This is a genomic window from Paenibacillus sp. SEL1, from assembly GCF_054602535.1.
Genome location: NZ_CM137723.1, coordinates 3,267,538 through 3,287,456, shown reverse-complemented (window position 1 = coordinate 3,287,456; position 19,919 = coordinate 3,267,538). Strand labels below are relative to the sequence as shown.

At 46.9% G+C, this 19,919-nt stretch carries 21 protein-coding genes and 1 riboswitch; of the genes, 10 read left to right on the top strand and 11 right to left on the bottom strand.

The window, feature by feature from the left end; translation table 11 throughout:
• Positions 1-32: 32 nt before the first annotated feature.
• The 6 genes from ACYCSE_RS14930 to ACYCSE_RS14905 all read right to left on the bottom strand — a co-directional run bounded on the left by ACYCSE_RS14930 (position 33) and on the right by ACYCSE_RS14905 (position 4,571).
• Positions 33-467: a phage tail assembly chaperone gene (locus ACYCSE_RS14930; RefSeq protein ID WP_025678604.1), complete on the bottom strand. Its 435-nt coding sequence runs from the start codon at positions 465-467 to the stop codon at positions 33-35.
• 69 nt (positions 468-536) lie between these two features.
• Entirely contained in the window at positions 537-944 is a 408-nt protein-coding gene (locus ACYCSE_RS14925) for a phage tail tube protein (RefSeq protein WP_190298777.1), read from the bottom strand.
• Between the two features lie 121 nt (positions 945-1,065).
• Positions 1,066-2,532, bottom strand: a complete 1,467-nt coding sequence (locus tag ACYCSE_RS14920; RefSeq protein WP_459698560.1) for a phage tail sheath family protein — start codon at positions 2,530-2,532, stop codon at positions 1,066-1,068.
• Positions 2,533-2,534: 2 nt separating this feature from the next.
• A complete protein-coding gene (locus ACYCSE_RS14915; protein WP_348621780.1) occupies positions 2,535-2,753 on the bottom strand; it encodes a hypothetical protein in 219 nt (72 codons plus the stop codon).
• A gap of 10 nt (positions 2,754-2,763) precedes the next feature.
• Positions 2,764-3,732 carry a hypothetical protein gene (locus tag ACYCSE_RS14910; protein ID WP_459698558.1) on the bottom strand — a complete coding sequence of 323 codons (969 nt, stop codon included), beginning with the start codon at positions 3,730-3,732 and terminating at the stop codon, positions 2,764-2,766.
• Between the two features lie 362 nt (positions 3,733-4,094).
• Positions 4,095-4,571, bottom strand: coding sequence for an ArpU family phage packaging/lysis transcriptional regulator (locus ACYCSE_RS14905; protein WP_013309118.1), 477 nt, complete (start codon positions 4,569-4,571; stop codon positions 4,095-4,097).
• A gap of 332 nt (positions 4,572-4,903) precedes the next feature.
• Here ACYCSE_RS14905 and ACYCSE_RS14900 point away from each other — a divergent pair, with 332 nt between their 5' ends.
• The 4 genes from ACYCSE_RS14900 to ACYCSE_RS14885 all read left to right on the top strand — a co-directional run bounded on the left by ACYCSE_RS14900 (position 4,904) and on the right by ACYCSE_RS14885 (position 8,825).
• A complete protein-coding gene (locus ACYCSE_RS14900; protein ID WP_061831172.1) occupies positions 4,904-5,377 on the top strand; it encodes a helix-turn-helix domain-containing protein in 474 nt (157 codons plus the stop codon).
• An 11-nt stretch (positions 5,378-5,388) separates the two neighbouring features.
• Positions 5,389-5,814 (top strand): ImmA/IrrE family metallo-endopeptidase, encoded by a 426-nt coding sequence (locus ACYCSE_RS14895; protein ID WP_459698555.1) that lies wholly within the window; start codon positions 5,389-5,391, stop codon positions 5,812-5,814.
• 194 nt (positions 5,815-6,008) lie between these two features.
• Positions 6,009-7,910, top strand: a complete 1,902-nt coding sequence (locus ACYCSE_RS14890; RefSeq protein WP_459698553.1) for a 5'-nucleotidase C-terminal domain-containing protein — start codon at positions 6,009-6,011, stop codon at positions 7,908-7,910.
• A gap of 243 nt (positions 7,911-8,153) precedes the next feature.
• A complete protein-coding gene (locus ACYCSE_RS14885; RefSeq protein ID WP_061831175.1) occupies positions 8,154-8,825 on the top strand; it encodes a 3'-5' exonuclease in 672 nt (223 codons plus the stop codon).
• 40 nt (positions 8,826-8,865) lie between these two features.
• Here the strand turns inward: ACYCSE_RS14885 and ACYCSE_RS14880 are convergent, their stop codons facing one another.
• The 3 genes from ACYCSE_RS14880 to ACYCSE_RS14870 all read right to left on the bottom strand — a co-directional run bounded on the left by ACYCSE_RS14880 (position 8,866) and on the right by ACYCSE_RS14870 (position 11,067).
• Positions 8,866-9,849 carry a helix-turn-helix transcriptional regulator gene (locus tag ACYCSE_RS14880; protein WP_061831176.1) on the bottom strand — a complete coding sequence of 328 codons (984 nt, stop codon included), beginning with the start codon at positions 9,847-9,849 and terminating at the stop codon, positions 8,866-8,868.
• A 71-nt stretch (positions 9,850-9,920) separates the two neighbouring features.
• Positions 9,921-10,688 carry a hypothetical protein gene (locus tag ACYCSE_RS14875; protein WP_459698550.1) on the bottom strand — a complete coding sequence of 256 codons (768 nt, stop codon included), beginning with the start codon at positions 10,686-10,688 and terminating at the stop codon, positions 9,921-9,923.
• A gap of 223 nt (positions 10,689-10,911) precedes the next feature.
• Positions 10,912-11,067, bottom strand: a complete 156-nt coding sequence (locus tag ACYCSE_RS14870; RefSeq protein WP_459698548.1) for a hypothetical protein — start codon at positions 11,065-11,067, stop codon at positions 10,912-10,914.
• Between the two features lie 313 nt (positions 11,068-11,380).
• On the opposite strand from ACYCSE_RS14870, the gene ACYCSE_RS14865 reads away from it, so the two are divergent.
• From ACYCSE_RS14865 to queF, 6 genes are all read left to right on the top strand, one after another.
• Complete coding sequence (locus ACYCSE_RS14865; RefSeq protein ID WP_023987365.1) at positions 11,381-11,821, top strand: hypothetical protein; 441 nt, start codon at positions 11,381-11,383, stop codon at positions 11,819-11,821.
• A gap of 25 nt (positions 11,822-11,846) precedes the next feature.
• Entirely contained in the window at positions 11,847-12,551 is a 705-nt protein-coding gene (locus ACYCSE_RS14860; RefSeq protein WP_013309110.1) for an AIM24 family protein, read from the top strand.
• Positions 12,552-12,630: 79 nt separating this feature from the next.
• Positions 12,631-12,674, top strand: a riboswitch (PreQ1 riboswitch).
• A gap of 134 nt (positions 12,675-12,808) precedes the next feature.
• The gene (gene queC / locus ACYCSE_RS14855) at positions 12,809-13,492 is read left to right on the top strand and encodes a 7-cyano-7-deazaguanine synthase QueC (protein WP_254326568.1); all 684 of its coding nucleotides are present in this window, start codon (positions 12,809-12,811) and stop codon (positions 13,490-13,492) included.
• On the top strand, positions 13,485-13,976 hold the full coding sequence (gene queD, locus ACYCSE_RS14850; protein ID WP_348621770.1) for a 6-carboxytetrahydropterin synthase QueD: 492 nt from the start codon (positions 13,485-13,487) through the stop codon (positions 13,974-13,976). Before queC ends, queD begins: the two co-directional genes overlap by 8 nt.
• Complete coding sequence (queE, locus tag ACYCSE_RS14845) at positions 13,969-14,832, top strand: 7-carboxy-7-deazaguanine synthase QueE (protein WP_459698545.1); 864 nt, start codon at positions 13,969-13,971, stop codon at positions 14,830-14,832. The genes queD and queE overlap by 8 nt, the downstream gene beginning before the upstream one ends.
• Positions 14,833-15,241: 409 nt before the next feature.
• Entirely contained in the window at positions 15,242-15,739 is a 498-nt protein-coding gene (queF, locus tag ACYCSE_RS14840) for a preQ(1) synthase (RefSeq protein ID WP_013309106.1), read from the top strand.
• Positions 15,740-15,841: 102 nt separating this feature from the next.
• Here the strand turns inward: queF and ACYCSE_RS14835 are convergent, their stop codons facing one another.
• Both ACYCSE_RS14835 and ACYCSE_RS14830 read right to left on the bottom strand, forming a co-directional pair.
• Entirely contained in the window at positions 15,842-17,611 is a 1,770-nt protein-coding gene (locus ACYCSE_RS14835) for an acid phosphatase (RefSeq protein ID WP_459702528.1), read from the bottom strand.
• Positions 17,612-17,821: 210 nt separating this feature from the next.
• Complete coding sequence (locus ACYCSE_RS14830) at positions 17,822-19,813, bottom strand: stalk domain-containing protein (RefSeq protein ID WP_459698542.1); 1,992 nt, start codon at positions 19,811-19,813, stop codon at positions 17,822-17,824.
• Positions 19,814-19,919: the final 106 nt, after the last annotated feature.

Genomic DNA, 19,919 nt, shown 5'->3' with positions numbered 1-19,919 from the left:
ATACAGCACAGTCGTCATTCCGCCGGAGCGAATCAGTTTTTTAGATCATCAATTTCCACACCGAAGCCGGACAGTTCCAGAACTTTGTCACCTACCGCATCCAGTTCCCCTGCCAGAAGCATACGGCGAACAGCCTGTTCACCACCGGACAATTTAAGCCTGCTAGTAATTCGCGGATCACCCCATCCATTAATTTGCAGACCTTTTACCTCTAGACCAGCCGTAGCTTCAGAGATAAGCAATGCATTAAATGTTTCTGTATCTACTTTTTCATCCACACGGCCTTTAATGGTTTTACGAATTGTGCACCGTTCACGGATACTATCTACTTTGTTGGACGTCAAACCACGAAGTGTGAGAAGCATATCCAGGCGCTGAATACGAACAGTTTCCTCTGGTAATTTATCTGCAGCTTCAAAAAGACTATCCAAAATTTGTTCTTCTGACATATTTTCAGGCAAACTCATATTAAATCCCCCTAATAATTTTTTTGAAAATTAGGCCCGGATTACTCCAGGCCCACCATAACCAATAAATTATTCAGCAACAATCGGATCAAGCAGCTCATAGCCTTCGAAGGTGAAAGTAGTTTCTTCTGGCACTTCTTCCCCTGCAGTCCAGTTAGCCAATTGAATTTTATCCGGCATGCAGCGAATCAAACGAACACGTTCATGTCCAAAAGATTCGGGATCGTCCAGCTTGGAAATAATATCGAATTTCTCAAAACCGCGACGAATCATATCGGAAGTTACTTTGTAACCACTCATCGTTCCAGTACCTTTTTTAGCTCCATTTTTATGGACTTTCCACGTATTACCTACCAAATTCAGTTCTCTCTTATCAATTTCCACACTGGCTTCCAGCTTGTTAATATGTGTCTGCCATACCCCATCAATATATGCCTGACCATACGTACCTAAAATGACTCTTGAAGCATCCAACATTTCTTTTTCCTCCTCAAAATAATCCATAATATAGTTCGGGATTTCATAAAATCCTCGTTGTTAACAAGCTACTTTATTTCTGCTGATCGCCTTGAATTGCTTATACACGTAAAATGCTTATTTATTGCACGTAAAATGTGCCGAACAGCTGCTCCATCACGTCGGTAAGCTTCACGTTCCATTGCAGGAACACTTGATCCGGCTCCGGTTTGATAACTGGCGCATCGCCGTAGTAAGCCGGGTCGAGAATGACATCGTAGCCGTCTGCTTCGATGACGTTGCTCAGCGACAGCTGTGCCAGGTATTCTTTGATTGCACCGATAAGCGCCAGACGACCTTCCACCGTATTGTTGATTTTGCCAATGTAAGTCTCTTCGGCTGCACGCTGCAAGTCAGCATTAATAGCGTCCATGACGCGGATAGAGCGGATTTTCTTCCATGCGTTGTTTTGCCCGGCAGACGGGTTCACCAAGCTGTTAATCCCACGCAGCGCTTTGACCTGACGGCCGTCGAAGAACAAGAGGAAGACACCATTACGGACAGCCTGCTCCTGCTCGGAACGTGTCCAGCGGCGGGTTACATCCTCAAAAGGCGTAACCGCATACGTTGCCGATTGATTCAGACGTTGACCTGCGATCAGTCCGGCTACATAAGCAGCCGTTTGGGCAGAACTGTAGTCCGTACCTGCCAGACGTACGCCTGTACCGACGTTCACGATGCCTTCATGGTTCAGTGCCAGGGAACGTGCAGAGGCCAAGCTGACGGCTGTTTTGGACACATCATCTGCCGCAGAACCGCCAAATACAGCGATTACGCCTTTACCTTCGTTGCGGACACGCTTGATCCAAGCAGCGAAGCTTTGTAGCAATGCCAGATCAGCTGCATAATCCAGGGCCAAAACATTAAATTCCTGTCCTTCAAGTGCCTCCTGCATCGCGATGTAATCTGCATTAACCAGCTTGCTATTGCCGCTGTTGCCGCCAGTGAGGTGTACGCCGCTGACATCCACCGGAATGCCACCGTCGCCGACAACCTCAGCCTTCACCCATACGTTTTCGCTGTTCTCATTCATGGCCTTGGCAATAGAGGCAGCCGTACCGTCACTGCCTTTGTACGTGCCGAGCAGCTTGGTTCCTTCATAAAGGCGCACCTCACGTGCTTGCTCATCACCCAAAGTTGGCTGTACAGTTACAGCAAAACCATTACCGCGGCTACCTGTGTACAAAGCCTTCAGGCGCAGCACATCCGCTGGGGTCTCCCCGCCGCTTTTCAGCGTCACAGATGCTTCTGCAGCTGTATCATCTGCCAAACGGTAGGCTAACAGCTTTTTCGGACCGCCCAGCAAAGCCAGATACAGCGTCGAATACGCGGTCGCACCGTCCAGACTGTCACCCGAAAAGATTTGGCTGATTGCCGTTTCACTGCCGATCTCTACAAACTCACGTACAGGGCCCCAATTCGCCTTAACGGGCACAACGACCGTACCACGCGCCCCACCTTGAATCGCTGAAGCTGCTGCTGCCTGAAAATTCATATACAAACCCGGCAATACCGGTTTATTCGTGTTTTCCCATGTTCCGCCTGCCATAATTAGTCCACCTTCGCTTTCATAAATTGTTCGATTTTAGTGTGTGCTTCTGCTACTGTAAACAGCTTGTCCTGTGTGCCAAAAAAGGCGCCTGCCAACACTTCTTCTTTCACGGAAAACAATTGTTCTGCGTGCTCCTTTAGCTCCTCCAGCGTATAGCGAGGGCCACTTGCTTCCTGCCCGGCATGTACCTGGGCCTTCTCATGGTTTTCCAAGGTCACTCGGACCACCTCATTTCAAAATAGGATGAATTTCCACTCTGCGAATCAACGCCGCTTCCTCAGCTGGGCGCATTCGCCGCTGTACCAGCATTAGCCGAAGCTGACCATCTAAAATGGCATCCGCCTGCACATCGGCTGAAGCTTCAGCTGTAGACATATAACGGCCCTTGTCCTGATCCAGAGGAAGCTGGATTTGAGCGGCAAAACCCTCGATCAGTACGGAAGCTGCGCGGTTTTCCTCGGTGGTGTCCGGGGCGGTAATATGCCCGATGAACCGTTTGCGTAGCTCATACATGGAGGCTCCCGCCATCCTAGTTTCGCAGCCGCTCATCCGCCATAGTACGGCGTGCCGTCCCGGCTGTGCGGGCCAAGCGTCGGCGTATACCGACCACGTTTCGCCCAGTTGCTTCTGCGTCCAGCGGACCAGCGCGGCCAGCCATTCATCCGGCTGTGCAGCACCACTTGCTGGAGCGGCCGAACCGCCTTCCGTTTCAGGCACATACACGCCAAAACGCAGCGTTCTATAGGCCTTCCCCGTAACAGTGTCCAGCTTTTCTGCATCCCGCACGCCCAAATAGTGCGCGGTAAAAGCCGACGTGTCCTCACCTTCGCCTGTCACCGATTCCCGGTGCAGTCCGGCAATCAGGGCATTTGCCCATACATCAGCCTGCGCCAGTCCGGCTTGTCCTGCGTACAGCTTGATGCGAATAACCTGCCGATAGCCGGCCCAGGAAGACTTCCAGATCTCCTCGCCCAGCGCCATAACAGCATACGGCTCCTCTGCCGTCTGCGACGGTGGCTGAACATCGTATACACGCCCTTGCAGCGCTGGAATAATTTCAATGAGCTTTTGCTTAAAGGCTTGTCTCATCCTGCGGCATGCCACCTTTGCGTACCCTGCGTTCGCATGTTGTGGCTGTTCAGACAGGCTTTTTTCCACTTCCGTGTTCTCAGCCGGCGTAACCTCGTACTCATGCATTGCAGCATCCCTTGCTTAGGCAACACGACTCCTCCTTTCTATTCAACGAATTCCCGGGAACCGACAGAGACGATCACCGCATGAAAAAACCGGCCCTAATGGCCGGCTAACGTTTGACTGTGTGTGTCTTCGGTATGTCCTCTTGTCTTGATTCCCGATGATATAATCTTACACCCTAATAACGAATGCGTTGCCGGGGAAATGGACGATAAAAGCAGAGACTAGGGATGAAGTTGGGAGGTTTTTAGAGAACGCGTGTTCCTGTCATAAAAAAAGGCCTTGATCCCTGTTATTACAGGAAATCAAAGCCTTTTAGGAAACGATTTTAAAATAGAAATGAGAACAAGTGGATAATTATTACATTACCCTAATTTTCGATCCGCGCCCTTCTGCAAGCCTGCCAGATTCAAAACGCCTTGGTCCGCCAGCGCAAGCGCCATTTTGTAAAAAGCACGCGTACGAAGCTTCGTATACGTATCCTTGCTGACTGGCGGGTCTAACACATAATTGTAAACCTTGTAATCAAACACATCGTCATCCTTTAAATAACGTTCACGGATGAGCAGCTGTTCGCGTTCATTCAAGCGACTCACTACGGCATCCACCATTTCGCAGTAGGCCAAGCGGGCGGCAGGAGCATCTACATTATATACGGCTGTCCGGGCCGTTGGATCGCTTGTCACATTTGTTGGGCCGTTCGGTCGATCCGTATAGCCAGCAGTAATAAAGCTCTCCCGATCCATAAAAGTAATCGTTTTATAAATTCGGTATTTCTCAAACACACCCTCCAATGCATTCTGCGTTTTGCGACGGTCCAATTCGGGTAAGTTATTTCTCATGTAAAGCAACACTCCTTATCTTATGCCTTTTGACAATGATGTATTTTTAAATGAGGATTTTGCACTTCGAAGCGACTGGAATCGAATTTTGCAAAATCCTGAAATAGAAAAACGCTCGTGTTTACATTTTGTTCCCCTTTTGTTCGTATCTTGAGTATAACATAACATTATTTAGGATAGGTATCCATCGTCAAAAAAAGCAGTATAGCTCCAAAAACAGGATATTCGCTTCATTTTCCTATGCCTTTTGGCATATTACGTGCTTTTACTATTTACCTAATGGTATAATAAAACTAATATCTATGATTCTCTTGCAGAAAGGAGCCCCCATTGTGGAACAGCCAGCATTCGGAACTTACTTAAAGCAGCAGCGTGAGCACAAACAATGGAGCATCAACCAATTGGCAGATGCCGCAGGTATTAGCAATTCACAAATTTCCCGCATTGAAAATGGACTGCGCGGAATTCCCAAACCCTCTACTCTCCGCAAAATAGCGGACGCGCTTAGCGTATCCTATACCGAAATGATGAAGGCCGCCGGATATTGGGGAGACGATGATTCAATGGAGCCAAGTCCACATGAACTTTATCGTTCTACTGTGCCGGAATGGGCAACCTCTAAAGACCGCCGGGATTTTAAAAAAATGCTGGAGGAAGACGACGAATTAATGTTCGATGGCATTCCGCTGGATGAAAAAGATCGTCAACGGATTAAGGACGTGCTGACAGGTCTGTTCTGGGAAGCCAAGCAGATGAACAAACATAAAAAGCCCAAAGAGCCCCGAACGGGCAAAGATCAGGGATAGCAGGTGAGCGTATGAACGAACTCATTCACAGACTTGTCCGAAAATACCGTACCAACTGCCCCTTCGATATTGCGAAAGCCCTGGGTATCCATATCCGATACTGCGATCTAGGCCCCACAACCAAAGGGCTGTATTACCACAAGCTGCGTAGAAGATTTATCGTTATCCACAATGGCCTCACACCCGAATGGGAACGGTTCGTCTGTGCGCATGAATTGGGACATGACCGACTGCATAAAGGCATTAGCCGCTTTTTTATGGAGGAGCATTCCTACTTTTCCCCAGGAAAATTTGAACAGCAGGCCAATCGGTTTGCCGTGCTTTTGCTGAGTGAAGGAAAACCGCCACTAGCTGACGAAACGTTGGATCACTATTTACCCCGTATCGGGCTGCCCAAAGAGACTGCCCTTTTTTTTGATCATAAAACAGAACATTAGTTCTCATTCTGTGAGCTGCTGTTGATTACTTCCTCTATAATATAGGTAACTAGACGATGGATTTAACAACCGATATATCAAAAAATTTTAATGCTTTGATATAAAATAGAAGTTATTTTTACAATCATCTGATAAAATGTGGTCGTAAGCGGTTTCTCTAATTCATTCATTTTATGGGAGGTTGAAGGAACAACATGAACTCATGGAAAAAACTCTCGTCAATCCTGACGACTGTCGCGCTTTTACTTGGGTGTCTCGGTACAGCAGCAGCAGACCCAGCAACCAATGTGGGAACAGCGGGAACGGCAACGGCTCCAGTCAGCGGTAAACACATCACCATCATACATACGAACGATACCCATGCCCACGTGGTCGCGAACGACAAGGAAATGGGATTCGCCAAGCTGGCGGGTATCATTGATCAGTACCGGGCTTCCAATCCCAATACACTGCTGCTAGATGACGGGGATACCGTTCATGGAACGACCTTCGCTACTTTGGTTAACGGTGAGAGCATTGTGAAAGTGATTAACAAGCTGCGCTATGATGCTATGGTTCCGGGTAACCACGAGTTTAATTATGGTTGGAAGCATCTTGTTGAGCTAAGTAAGGAGATTCAGTTCCCTGTGCTCAGCGCCAATATTAAACAAACCGACGGAACACGTTTGTTCGAACCCTATGTTATTAAAGAAGTGGACGGCGTTAAAATCGGTATTATCGGTCTGACTACGCCAGAAACGGCATATAAAACGAATCCCAAAAATGTTGAGGGTATTCAATTCACCGATCCTGCGGCTGAGGCCAAAGCGGCTGTTGATGAAATCCGCAGCAAAGTAGATGTCGTTGTTGTTCTTGGTCACTTGGGGCAAGATGCGTCTAGTAAGGACACCAGCCTCAAGGTTGTTAAGGAAGTGCCTGGCATTGATATTTTCATCGATGGACACAGCCATACCGTACTAGAAAAAGGCTTGGTTAGTGACAATGGTACATTGATCGCTAGCGCAGGTGAATACACCAAGTATTTGGGTGTTGTGGACTTATGGGTCGACGGCGGTAAGGTTACGCAAAAGCAAGCCAAGCTGATTGATTCGACTCAAGCAGTCGATGTTCAGCCCAACGCTGAGATTGCTGCATTGATCGCCTCCATTCAAAAGGACCAGGAACCTATTCTTAAAGAGGTTGTAACGCAAACGAGTGTAGATTTGGAAGGAGCACGCGAAAAGGTACGTGCAAGTGAAACCAATCTCGGTGACTTGCTCACCGATGCTATGCGTGACGTTTCGGGAGCAGACGTGGCTTTAACGAATGGTGGCGGCATCCGGGCTTCCATCAAGACGGGGACGGTAACCAAGGGAGACATCATCACTGTACTGCCCTTCGGCAACCAGATCGTTACCCTGAAAGTGAAGGGCTCTGACATTCAGGCCGCACTGGAAAATGGTACAGCCTCCTATCCAGAGCCAAGCGGAGGTTTCCCACAGGTATCAGGTATCACGTTCAAAATAGACACATCAGCAGCCAAAGGCAGCCGTGTTCATTCCATCCTGATCGGCGGAAAAACACTTGATCCTGAGGCAACATACACACTGGCCACCAATGATTTTACTGCCGTAGGTGGTGACCAATATACGATGTTCGCTAAATATCCACAAGCAGGTATGTTCGGCTCGCTTGATGAGGCGTTAATCCGCTATATGCAAAAGGTCGGCTCCGCTAGCCTGCAAGTACAAGCGGACGGTCGCATTCAAGAAGCCAAGGCTGACGGTAAAACTTCTGTCCCTGCCACACAAGCTGGGCCGTCTGCCTCAACCGCAACACCTGCACCTGTGCAGGAAAAGCCGCAACCCGTTCCTACACCGGCTGCGAAACCAGCACCCGCAAAACCGGCGCCGGCAAAGTCTCAAACAGCCAAGCCACAGCAGACATCAAATTCTGCACAAGTTACAAATAACCATGTATATGTTGTGAAATCCGGGGATACGCTGTATGACATTTCCCGCAAACATGGTACCACCTGGCAACAGCTTCAGCAGTTGAATAAGTTGAAGAATCCTCACCGCATTTATCCGGGACAAAAGTTAGACCTCCCGGCCTAATTCAATAGCTAGCAAAAGCAGCATCCGGAATCCTAGTGGTTTCGGATGCTGCTGTATGTCAGGCGTTTTTAGATATGCGATAGTCCAAGCTCATTTGGACATCGCATATTTTTTTTAAAAGCAAACCTTTTAACCGCTGACAAGTTGTGAACCGAGAGGTATGATGGAGAAGAGTCATTCGGGCAGAGAACATTCGTCCCGATACCCATCGGGATCAGTTATATGTGTGAAAGGAGTCCTGAAATGCAATATATTATTTACGATCTTGAATTTACTGTTAGCCGCAACGCCAGATATTCCTCCGAAATCATTGATATTGGTGCCGTCAAAGTTGTTCAGGGAGACGATGGCCTATACGTTGCGGATACGTTTCACAGTTTTGTAAGACCCTCGAATCGGCCTGTACTCTCTACAGATACCGTTCAGTTCACGGGTATTACTCAACGAGATATTGATGCCGCTCCACTATTTCCTGAAGCTGTGAAGGAATTCATAGCCTGGCTCGGTACGGATTCCCCTTATTATTTATGCGCATGGGGCCCGGATGACCGTCAGAAGCTGGTATCCCATTGTCGTACCCATCATGTAGATCTCGGATGGATTCATAATACAAATGATATACAGAAGCAGATTTCCCGTCTGTTTGGTTCCAATGGAAAGTACCGTCAGTTGAGCCTGTCTCAGGCGCTGGAATTGTGCAACATTGACTTTGACGGTCAACAACACCGGGCACTGGATGATGCCGTGAACACCGCTCAGGTTTTCATGTACCATTTTGATCGTATTACATTAGTTCATAATGCTGCTGACGATGAGGAAAGCCGTGGATCGAAGCTCGTCTACTCCTCACCAGAAGAAGAACAGGAGCAGTACAGTCCTTTTGGCAATCTCGCCAACCTGTTTAAGGACCGTTAAGCGGATAGCTCCCCGGCCCGTTCCGGGGGATCTCCCCCTGTTATTCTTGATTTCCTGCCTTTTTATCGAAATAGAATGTCCCCCAGGTCCGCAGCATTTCTTGCATTCGTTTGCGGTACCGTAAAGGCTCCAGGATCTCGGCCTCAGCTCCATAGGAAGTGAGCCAATCCAAAAATTCACGGTCATGATTGACCGTCACCTCAAACAACAAACTTCCATCCGGCAAATCCCTAAGAAAAGGCTTGATGAACAGCTCCTCTTCTTTGACCCGATATACAGACTCGGCAGAAAAACGTACCACAAACCGGATATTCTGATTTCCTTTGGTCACCGACCAGGTCCCTTTAAAAAACATTTCCATTTCAGTTGTATTTTTTTGAAACGTATACGGCAAAATTCTCATGTTCCGAAATCGACTGATCCGAAAGGTTCTCATCGCGGATTGCTTGTGACAAAAACCAAGCATATAGAATCGCCGATCCTGCGGAACCAAACAATAAGGATCCACCTGAACGAGGGATACATCTTCATTTTGAGGTGAGCTGTATTCCGCTTCAATCGTCTGCTGCGTAAGACTCGCTAAAACAATCAGCCTGAGCAGATAGGGCTGGTTTTCCCGATCAAGTGTCGAGCCGAGCCGGACAATATTTTTCATTTCCTGCGCGAAGCTCGTCTGGTCCATCTTTTTTTTCTGACTAGAGGCCATCACTTTCTCATAAGCACTTTCAAAAGCTGGCGGTAAAAGAGGCTTTACCGTTTCCATAATCTCTCCCAGCTTAGTAAAAGCCTCTGCCTCTTCTTCCGTCCAATTCAAAGGATACAAAGCAAAATTGCTAATAAAAATGTACCCCTTGCCATGCCCCATATTCGTAATCGGTATATGCATAGCGCTTAGCGCCTCCATATCTCGGTATATGGTACGTTCTGATGTTTCACAACGTTCGGCAAGCTCTCTTGCCAATATCCCTGGATTTGCCTGAACAATAGTAATAATCCGCATTAAACGTATCAACCGATCAGTCAAGGAAGTCTCTCCTTTACAAAAAGATAGTAAATTAGACTCACTATATTACACAAATAAACTAGCATAATTGCCTATCTCAAAGTATCATTTTCAGTAAAACGAACATTTTCTAGCGATATCGCCTTATTAAAAAAGACTTTAGAACTATACGCTGTGAATGATACAAAAGTACCACTCCATTTATTACGTATAGCCAGAAGCAACTCGGCTTCCTGCAGGTAGTCCATATCATCGCTTCTTGCTGCACGTATAAGTAATTCATCTGCTTGTCTGGTAAGGATGAACGCCCCTTGCTCATATTCCCCTTTCTCGTACATACGCAATGCCTTTTTTACAATAGGGGACGTCTCATTCAGTTTTATGTATTTTTCCACCTTCGGGTTGGATGGAATGCTCAGCAGACCAAGATGATGCGTAAAATGAATGTAGAGCTGGTCTGTCCGGATCAGCGTTCGCTTTTCCTGCGATGGCTTGCGCCAGCTCCACTCCATCATTCCAATCGCATGTCTTCCGGACGAGTGAGCCGGTATAGAAAACGTCAAAATAGCCTGTCTATATTTTCCCCGCCTTACATCACCACAGTGAACAAACATGCTATCTCCGTTTTCCGAGCGTTTAAAACCGAGCCTTACCCCTTCAGCTTTTAATAAACTTACTCCGTTTTCTGGAATGAACTGGAGTTGAAGGTCACATCCCGCTGCTTTCGGTATTAGATTTCCTTTTCTTTTGCGTATAGCTCCATAGCCCCATTCTATCAGTAGATTTACTTGTTTGGACCCATTCGCAGATATAGACTCTTTGTCCCATGTGTACGTTACATTGAGCATTGACTTCACCACTGGTAAATTCCCCCTAAAAGAACATGTAACTCTAAATTAACAGTGTTATCTGACACTATATTGTCAGGGAACGTATGTTTGATTGTGAAAATTATACATGGGAACCTTTATGAAGGGGGACCTAGTTTGGTAAATAACATTTTAAACCATTCGAATTACATGAATGCGCAAAAATAGCCCGGCGTATGCCGGGCCATATTATAGTCTACTTCTATATTTAAACTTATGAGATTGTAGTTTCTGTTAAAGAAACATTCGTTTTTGTGCAAATATCAGATATAGGAGCAAAAGTAGTGCTATCTACGACGAGATCCTTTGATAACGGCTTTCCATTTACAGTGATTTTTAAAGTTTTATAGTTTTTTTCTCTCTCATTCATCTTGCAAAATCTCCTTTTATATCAATTTTTAATATATTTCAGTTCATTTATTCAACTTAAGCCCCTGATCAGTGCGGATCGTTCTTTACTCGTATGCTGGGAAAAATGCCGGAATGTTGCCGCTTCCTTGATATACCCGTTTTAAGGTACACTTAAACTAATATATCGACTTTTTTTGAGAACATTTTCTTCATATTTGTCGTCCGTTTATTCTAAAATCTGCATCCGAATCGTTATATTATACGTAACCATGTCATATGGGTAATGATCTATATCATCTAACATCTTGGTTTATCAAAAGGGGGAACATCTCTTGGCACGACCAACTTGTCGTTTTGCTTTGTACCGTCGCATTGTCTGCGCTGCTATAGCACTTTTGTTTATTTTTGGGATAACTCGTGTACCCGAAGTACATGCTGCTTATTGGGATGATGTGTACCAAGGCTTCGAGCAATTTTCGCGGTTGCCCGGTGATGTGTATCAGCTCAAGGAAAGCTACCGACAAACACAGGAGGATCTGGAGAAGGCCCGTAACAGCTTAGAAGCCTATCAAGAGCAAAACGCCCAATTACTGGAGCAAAACCGCAAGCTGACTGACACTGTCACAGAATTAAAAAATCTTCAAACCCAACGTGATCAGGCTTCACACCGAAATAAAATGCTCATCATCACAGCTATAATTCTGCTGGCCGGTTATTTTATCGGTATCCGACTGCTGCGTTACGGGATGCGTCGACGTTCGGGAAGATACTAACTGTCTGAAAGGATGAAAGGTCTGAATGGACATACAAGCAGGACAACACCATGATGAAAGCGTCGGTTCGGTCGTAACGCTCGATCTGGCGGAAGGAGAAAAGCTGCACGTTCTGCATCCGCAGCAAATCATCGCATACCGCGGACCCAGCTCAGGCCGTAGTGATAAACTAATGAACATTAAGGGCATGTATCGCAAACACAAACTGATTCAGGCCGATTTCACAGGAGCTTGTCGCCTAATTGCCGCACTTCCACCTGGCTTTAGTCTAAAAATGATTAAGCTTGAAGGAAGCGATGATCTGTTATACGATTTTCGCAACCTGTTCTGGTACAGCTCCGGTATTCAAATGCGTACCAAGCTGCTAAGCATGAAAAACATGTTGTTTAGCCGCGATGTTATAAAAATGAAATTTGACGGTGTGGGTCAAATCGGTCTTTTGACACAGGGATTGGTATGTCAAGAACAGCTTCATCCGACAGAGCCGATCTATGTGGATGCGAGTAGCGTCATTGCCTATCCCGAAAACGCCAAACTGGAGTTGACCGTGTACGGCAACCATCTGGCCAGTCAGCATATGAACTATCATTTTAAAATGACCGGACAGGGTACCGTACTATTCCATGCCGGGGAACATCATCGGCGGCTCCAACAGGATATGAACGACGATGGCGTGATCAAGCGCTTTTTACGGGAAGTCATTCCATTTGGTGGAGTGTTTATCAAATAGCCCTGCCATGCTATAATGACAATGCTAAAGTCGTCTGTCCTCATGGCAGATACTAATGAAGAAAATCCATGCGTCATGCATGGGAGAGGTTCGCGAACTCCCTCTATAAAAAACTAACGATGCTTTGTCCTCCGCAAGAAAAAAGAATTCGCGGGGCAAGGCCTGTTTTTTGTTGAAGTCGGTTCAAGAACTCTCCTTCTTCCAAGTGACAAGACTCCGTGTCTTGCACCATTCCAAGAAGATCGAGAGGTTTTTTTATGTTTGCAAACGAAAAAGCAGTCGTCGTATTCAGCGGCGGCCAAGACAGCACAACCTGTTTATTTTGGGCAAAAAAACATTTTGCTGAAGTAGAAACCGTGACGTTCGATTACGGTCAACGCCACAAGCAGGAAATCGAAGTAGCCGCTGGAATCGCCCGTGAACTAGGTGTTCCGCAAACGGTACTGGATATGAGCCTGCTTAATCAACTAGCCCCTAATGCCCTCACACGCACCGACATTGACATTACACAACAGGAAGGCGAACTGCCTAGCACCTTTGTAGACGGTCGCAACCTTCTGTTCCTGAGCTTCGCGGGAGTTCTCGCCAAGCAAAAAGGAGCGCGCCACTTGATTACAGGCGTTTGTGAGACGGATTTCAGCGGCTATCCCGATTGCCGGGATTCTTTTATCAAATCGCTGAACGTCACACTGAACCTTTCGATGGACTATCCCTTTGTGATTCATACCCCGCTCATGTGGCTGAACAAGGCCGAAACCTGGCATATGGCCGATGAGCTGAAAGCTTTTGAATTTGTAAGAACACGTACACTAACGTGCTATAACGGCGTCATTGGCGACGGCTGTGGCGAATGCCCTGCTTGCAAACTTCGCCGTGCTGGACTCGAGCAATATCTCGCGATGCGCGGAGCTTCCTCCCAAGGAGTTGAAGGTCATGCGTGAGCCAGGTACCTTTCGCATTGTCGACAAGCTCCAGCAGTTCGGGACAGATATTAAGCACTCTCAGCTGCGTTATCACCGCAAACGTGTATTGGTCAGCAAACAATTTACATTCGATGCAGCACATCATTTGCACTGCTACGAAGGCAAATGCAAAAATCTGCACGGTCATACCTACATCGTCGTTTTTGGCATAAGCGGTATACCGGGCGAAACGGGTCTAACGCTGGATTTTGGTGACATCAAAACGATCTGGAAAGAGCGGATTGAACCTTTTCTGGACCATCGTTACTTGAATGAGACGCTTCCTCCAATGAATACAACGGCGGAAAATATGGTCGTCTGGATCTTTGAACAAATGGAGTCAGCCTTGACCTCGGATGCATACTGCAACCGTGTCGAAGGTGGACGTACCGAGTTTGTACGGTTGTTCGAGACACCTACCAGCTACGCCGAGTTCCGACGGGAGTGGATGCTCGATGAGTAATACCATGACTACTCACCAACCCATGATAGCCTCCCACGGGACCCAAATAGCCCCTATTCCCGTACTGGAGGTGTTTGGTCCCACCGTTCAGGGCGAAGGGATGGTCATTGGTCGTAAGACGATGTTTGTTCGTACCGCAGGCTGCGATTACCATTGCTCGTGGTGTGACTCCTCCTTTACCTGGGACGGCAGCTCCAAGGATCAGATCCGTCGTCTGAGTGCCACAGACATTTGGCAGGAGCTGAAGGCCATCGGTGGCGAACGGTTTTCGCATGTGACCCTTTCTGGAGGCAATCCTGCCCTGCTACCGCAGCTTGGGGAGCTAATCACCCTGCTACGCAGCCAAGGCATTGCCACCGCTGTCGAAACACAAGGCTCCCGCTGGCAGGAATGGCTGTACGATATCGATGAGGTAACCCTATCCCCGAAGCCACCCAGCTCGGGTATGACGACCAACTGGGATGTGCTGGATGATATCGTCGCCCGTCTGTCAAACCGGAAGATGACTGGCGAGTCCCGAGCTACGTCCAACGTCCCAACCGCAACAGGCTTGAAGGAACCCGCTAATGAATCTGCGCGGCTCTATACCGGAGCTTGCAGCTTGAAGGTCGTCATCTTCGATGACACCGATCTTGCCTACGCCCGCACCGTTCACGAGCGCTATCCACACGTACCCTTGTTCCTCCAGACGGGTAATCCAGATGTGAACACGGAGAACACCGGACAGATTGCGGAGTCCCTACTCCATCGTTATGAATGGCTTATCGACCGTGTCATGGACGATTCCCGACTAAACGACGTAAGAGTACTCCCACAGCTCCACACCCTCGTATGGGGCAACAAACGCGGCGTATAACACTTATATGTAATATATTCCGTATGAGCTGTATGTGATACACAAGATAGTCGAAGTACACCTTCGACATCCAAGTTACAAAACAAGAGAAACCCTCGTCCGAGGACCGGGTTTCTCACAACGCTCCTTTTATATAGGAGCGAGCATTATTCACTTCTGCCCCAACCTACAGGTAAACGAGCAGGGACTTTATGGTGTTGACGGCGGTCGGCAGCGAAGCGGAGGATTTGAAGCTGGAGAAGCGACAGCGTTCGCCTTTGAAATGGGATTCTAACCTATATCTTTCAAATCATCAGAAAGAATCCCATTTCAACAGCGATCGGAAGCTCAAATCCTTCGCGGAGCGACCTCCCCATCACCATAACTCCCTCTCTCTTTTACCAAACTAAACTTAAGGAGCCTCATCCATATGACCGGAAGAACACCCGAAGAAATGACCGACGTTACCCTGCTTGGCAATCAAGGCACACAATACACGTTTGCCTATGATCCCGCCATTCTCGAAAGCTTTGATAATAAACATCCGTATCGGGATTATTTTGTAAAGTTCAATTGCCCGGAGTTCACCAGCCTGTGCCCGATTACAGGACAGCCTGATTTTGCAACCATCTACATCAGCTACATTCCCGATATTAAAATGGTAGAAAGCAAATCCCTTAAGCTGTACCTGTTCAGCTTCCGTAACCACGGCGATTTCCATGAAGACTGCGTCAATATCATCATGAATGACTTGATTAAGCTGATGGACCCTCGCTACATTGAAGTATGGGGCAAATTCACGCCACGCGGCGGCATCTCTATCGACCCGTACACCAACTACGGCAAGCCAGGAACGAAGTATGAACAGATAGCGGAGCACCGCATGATGAACCATGATATGTACCCGGAAAAGATCGATAACCGTTAAGCTAATACTCCCTATCCTTAAACAATAAAGTGCACCCCTAGAATACATCCCCATGTATTTTAAAGGTGCACTTCAATTGTTATATAGCGAGCTAATTATGTTTTACTTAGTGACTTTCAACTGAGCACTGTCAGCTGTATAGATAACCTTCACTTTATAATTGCTTGGTAAACCTACCGTTTCAATCGAAGAAAATGCTCCATTCCGTTTAGCATAAGTTAAGATCGTAGCACCATTAGCCGGTACATATTTGTTAGAAAAATTCAGACGTAATTTTCCGTTGAGTATAGCTGTTCCTTTTATTTTGAGCACATCATTTTTACTGTGCAGGTTAAGCTCAAGTGTTCCCTTGGCAGATTGTCTGTAATTTCTGCCAATAATCAGCTTTCCAGAAGCATTTTTAAGAAAAGTTCCCCCGTTATTCGTAATTCCGCCACTTCCGAAAGCCGTTTCCGAAGTTCCCTCCAAAGTACCTTGGTCGATCTGTGTACCGCCGGAATACGTATTGTTACCCATTAGCTTCAACGTACCTGTTCCCTTTTTAGTCAGCTTTCCAACACCAGAGATATTATTGCGCCAGCAATCCAATGCATTGAAACCGCCTTTGGAAGCGTCCATATTTACCGTCACATTATTGGTGAAAGCACCGTAGCCATCCGCGGCGGAAAACAGGTTCAATCGTCCCCATCCCTCAGCATCATCAAGTACAGGGTAGCCGGAAGGAATCCCCGTGGTAGCCAAAACCCAACGACGTTGTGTGCTATCCAGGTAAGGCAAGCGTGTCTCCAACAATACCTCAGCTCCCTTAGGCACTATCATAGGCGTCGCGGTTGGATTAACCTGACTGAATCCGTATGTTAATCGTTGATTATAATTTTTTTTGTTTGTGGCATAATTGCTGAACCGATCTGGAGCTGTACCTTTTTGAGACAGCAGTTGTTTACGAGCATCCTGATAAGCGGCTTTCTTCAAACTGCTATTGGCTGGATCAGACAGGATAGCAGCAGCCATCGCTGTTGCCATGACACGTCCTCCCATAACATCAAGCGGGGAATGCATACCAGCAACAACACGGTTATTGCCCAGCTCCGAAGCTCGCGTCAGCAGTTCCTGATAACGCTCCGGCACGGCGTAGGCCATAGCAATAGAACTGAGATACGCAGCATTGGTATGACCGCTAGGAAAGCCGCCATCGCTAGTAGCATCGGCTTTGAGAGCGGGAATAAGGCTCGGAACAACTACTGACTTATCGCTCCAGCGAAACGGGCGAGGATAGCTAAAATAAGACTTAGCCGGGTTCGTCGTAGAGTATTCCCCGCGCAAGGTATTTACCAGATTTACGATGTCGCCTAGATTGGAGCTTGTACTCCCAGCATTCGTTCCCTCATCTTCGTATTTCTTAGTCAGGGCATCTGTCGGAATGTTGTTGATCGTTGTCGTGGCACCTGCATTCTTTCGATATACATCAGTGAGCGAACCTAGACCGTCGATCACACTGTAGCTCTGGTTTCTGCGATCATCCAAATAAGCTGCATCAGCCTCACTGGAAGTGCGACGGGCAGCTATATCAATCACCTTTTGAATATTGGCGTCCAGCACGCTACTGTTTAGCTTGGTACCTGTATCCCAAGTAGCTCCGGGAGTCCAAAGCTTATTAAATTCGGAGAGCAATCCGAGGGTCGGATTAGAGCTTTCCGTCTTATTTGCAGAACTATTATTTTTATAATGATCTACGAAATATCCCCATGACGGTTCTGTTGGAGTTACCGTTGTTGGTAGAGTTGCCGCACTTGCATAACTTCCACCCAGGGAACCTAGAAGTAATGGTAAAGATAGTAGTGCAACTGATAATGGTTTCCTTAGCGATTTCATTCTCAAATCAGATCCTCTCTTCTCTTGTGCTCTTCATACTTTCTCTACGGAGCTATTATCTAAATAACAAGATGTATGACATAAAGAATCATATCTTAAGTTTGTTAAATCAAGAGCTTAGTTGTGTTAAATGAAAAAAAGGCATCCCAAGAGCCGTATATACGACTCTGGAGACACCTCGTTCAAACCGTTATAGAAAAACCAGCTACCCTACAGCCATACTTCTATGACTTTGCCATTCACGAAAGCTACCGCCTTGAAATAAAGACTACGGTTGCCGTATACCCAGGCTTCGACTTGAGTTCCGTTTGAAGCAGCCCCCTTTTCTCTGACTGTTGGGTTTCCCCATGCGAACTGCACCTGCGTCGTATTCATGCCCAAGCTTACCTCATTATTTTTAATCTTGTTCCAGATGGCTTGCGACCATTGGTATTTCTTGTACGGATCGTAAGTCAGAAATTGATCGGAATCAGACAGCATTTGTGGAATGCGTGAAGCTCCGAGGATGGAAAACGTGTCATAAGTTTCGCCATTGGCCCCCTGGAAAATAACTTCGTAAGATTTAACACCATTCGGGTCCGTGCTGACTTCGATATCTTTAACTGTTACCTTGCCAAATCGCTCTCCAGCGCTATAGAAGTTATTGACCCAATAGGTTTTGCCAATTAATTTGGACAGACTGCCCAGATCAATGGCTCTGATAATTTTTGCCGTTTCCGGCGTCTCAATGACCAGCTTGGTAGCGCCCACAGATAATTCTCCTTGCTGGCGGTCACGATTCCATTTGAATCCGCCCAACTTCAGATCGGTCAGTAATGTTCCCGGGAATACAACCTGTCCGTTAACCGTTTGAACCTTGCCCTTCAGTGCAACAGGTTTACCATTCACCATTGCGGTGGAACTCCCTTTTTGGAGTACGATATTGTTTTTACCCAGCTTGATCGTAAAGGTCTGGTTCGCCACGATAACAGATCCACCCAGCGTCTTGAACACAGACTGCACAGGCAAATACACATTGCCGTTCAGTATAGCCGCCCCGGTCAAGGTTTGATCGGACGATACCTTTAGTGTAAAAGAAGAGGGTATTCCTTCGGTCCGCAGAGCTACGGATGTGCTTCCAATGCCCCTTACTTTGAGTGTACCGGAACCATTCTGCTGTAGCTCGGCAACCTGCGGTTTATCCACTTCAATCTCACTAGCTTCGGGATGACGTGTTAGTCGATAACCGTTCGAATACGTCTCTTGTACATTTAATTGAATCGTATCGCCGATGGCAGCCTCTTTAGAGGTCGTCAACAAGGACATACCCGTTAATGTAGGCAAGCTCAGCGCAGTCGTGATTCCGTCCTTATAGCCGACCCAAGAGCCATCCTTTAATTGTGCAAAAAGCTCGTCAGGCGAATCAACCAACCGTGCAACATTAGATAACCCGCTAAGCTGCACAGCTGGATATTTCTTCATTCGGTCATAGCTCCATACAGTCCCGTCATGATGTACAGTAATCAAGACATGTGTGCCTTTTTTCCATAAAATCGAAGCAATATCACTTCCCACTTCGCGCGGTGGTTCATTGGTCAGCATATCCAGCATCGTGACATGGCCATCTTCCTTAAGCACTGCAGCATACGCCGTACTCATTTTGATATCAAGCGCACCATCTACATGACCTATCTTGCGGGGCTTAGATTCTGCGTACCCTGTGGAATACCATACATCACCGGATCGAGTAAGAACCGTAAAGTAGGTACTTACCTTGTCACCGTCTATAGCATCCGATATTCCCTCAACCTGTTCTCTTCCCCAGGAGATCGTCCCATCGGTTTTAATAGCCAAACCCTCACCTGTAATTTCTTTAACTCCTGAGGATTGAGCCGTCACTTTTGGGTCGGAGTTATCATCCCAGATGGCTACCTTCCCGTCCTCAGTCCAGCCATAATAACCTTGGCTCTTGTCTTTACTGCCTGTAATGCCTTTCAAATTCAATTTCTCAATAACCGGGCCATCTATACTCTTTCTCCATAAAGAACCATCATCCAGTATGTAGTTATTCCGGTCGATCACGTCTATAATTTTAGCGTTTTTCCAAGTGTTGTTCGTCGTTACATTTGCTGCTACTGCTGTTTCTCCATTGTTTAACGCAGTTCCCACCACCGCTCCACATATCAAAGATACTGCCAGCAAAATCTTCGTTGCTTTTCTCATCGTGGTTCCCCTTTTCTATCTATATTTCCATATCAATATTTTGCATAACTTCATTCCCAACGCTCAAAAATACATTATATAGACGAACTAGATCACTTCGATCTCT